We start from the raw sequence: 1,547 nt of genomic DNA on the forward strand, positions 1-1,547 counted from the left end.
TGACCGGCGTGATGCTGGCGGCAGGCTTCGGCGCCGTGATCACGCTGGTGCTGACACTGGCGGGAGATACGCAATTGCGCGGCATGGTGTTCTGGCTCATGGGCGATCTCGAAGACAGCCGCTTCCTGCCGTTGGCCGCCGCCATCGCCGGCGCAGTCCTGCTGTGGTCGATATGGAATGCGCCGCGCCTGAACCTGCTGGCGCGCGGTGAAAGTTTTGCGCAGTTGCTGGGCGTGCCGGTGGTGCGCCTGCGCGTGGCGACCTTGTGCGCGGCGTCGCTGGCGACCGCCGCTGCGGTGACGCTGGCCGGCACCATCGGCTTCGTCGGCCTGGTGGTGCCGCACGGTTTGCGCCTGCTGGTCGGCAACGACCAGCGCGTGTTGCTGCCGGCTGCGGCGCTGGCCGGAGGCGCCGGCTTGACGCTGGCCGATCTGGCGGCGCGCACCGTCGTCGCGCCGATGCAATTGCCGGTCGGCGTCATCACGGCGCTGATCGGCGTGCCGCTGTTCCTGTGGCTGCTGGCGCGGAGTCGCGCATGACGGCGGCTTTGCTATTGCAAGTGGAGGCGCTGACGCTACGCGCCGGCGACGCCAGCTTGTTGGAGAACTTCGACTGGCAAGCGCGCTCCGGTGAGTTCTGGTGCGTACTCGGCAAAAACGGCATCGGCAAAAGCACCTTGCTGCATGCCGTTGCCGGCCTGTTGCCGCCGACGTCCGGTCGCGTCCTTTCTCCGGAGGGCGACATCAAGCACGCGACACCGCAGCAACTGGCCTTGTGGCGCGGCCTGCAGGCGCAGCAACAGCTGGACGCATTTCCCTGCAGCGTACTTGACAGCGTGATGGCGGGTTTGCATCCGTATCGTCCTGGCTGGGGTTGGCCCGATGAAGCCGATCGGCGCGCGGCATTGCATGCACTCCAACGTCTGGACATGGCGTCTTACGCCGATGCAGACGTAATGCGCCTGTCGGGAGGCGAGCGCCAGCGCGTGGCGATGGCGACGCTGATGCTGCAGGCGCCGCAACTCTATCTGCTGGACGAACCGGCTTCACATCAGGACGTCGCCGCTCAGCAACTGGTGATGCGCACGCTGAAAGAACTGGCGGACGACGATCACGCCGTCGTCGCCACCATGCACGACATCAATCTGGCGACGCGTTTTGCATCGCACGTGCTGTTGATCGCAGAGGGGAAAGTCTGGCAGGGCAGGGCCGCGGATATCCTGCGTCCGGATCTGCTGGAAGCGGCCTACGGCTGTCGTTTCGAGGTGGTGGAAACTGCTGCCGGGAAATGGCTGATGCCGGTCTGACGGCTTGCTATCCGGGCGGGCGGCGCGAACGCACCGTGTCGAGAATCTTGCAGACTTCTTCGGTCGCATCCAGCACACGCGGCCCCGGCCGGTTCAGCCAGTCGGCGTTGACCGTGAACAGGTTGCCGGCGGCCACCGCCTTCATCTTGCCGAACTGGCGCCATTCATCGAGCGGGTGATCCTTGGCGTCGTCGGGTGCGAGGATGGCCTCCGGATTGGCGGCGATCACCGACTGTGAACC

General features: G+C 66.3%; 2 protein-coding genes and 1 pseudogene. 2 read left to right on the plus strand and 1 reads right to left on the minus strand.

Annotation, left to right across the window (positions count from 1 at the left end):
* Positions 1–539, plus strand: a 539-nt coding sequence (locus HLUSI_RS0124415; RefSeq protein WP_016836430.1) for a FecCD family ABC transporter permease, incomplete at its 5' end; no start/stop codon positions are given.
* The gene (locus HLUSI_RS0124420; RefSeq protein ID WP_016836431.1) at positions 536–1,306 is read left to right on the plus strand and encodes an ABC transporter ATP-binding protein; all 771 of its coding nucleotides are present in this window, start codon (positions 536–538) and stop codon (positions 1,304–1,306) included. The genes HLUSI_RS0124415 and HLUSI_RS0124420, both read left to right, overlap by 4 nt.
* A gap of 7 nt (positions 1,307–1,313) precedes the next feature.
* On the opposite strand, the pseudogene HLUSI_RS0124425 reads toward HLUSI_RS0124420, so the two are convergent.
* Positions 1,314–1,547: pseudogene (locus tag HLUSI_RS0124425) on the minus strand (cobalamin-binding protein); the annotation flags it as partial.

The organism is Herbaspirillum lusitanum P6-12, from assembly GCF_000256565.1.
Lineage (GTDB): Bacteria > Pseudomonadota > Gammaproteobacteria > Burkholderiales > Burkholderiaceae_D > Herbaspirillum > Herbaspirillum lusitanum.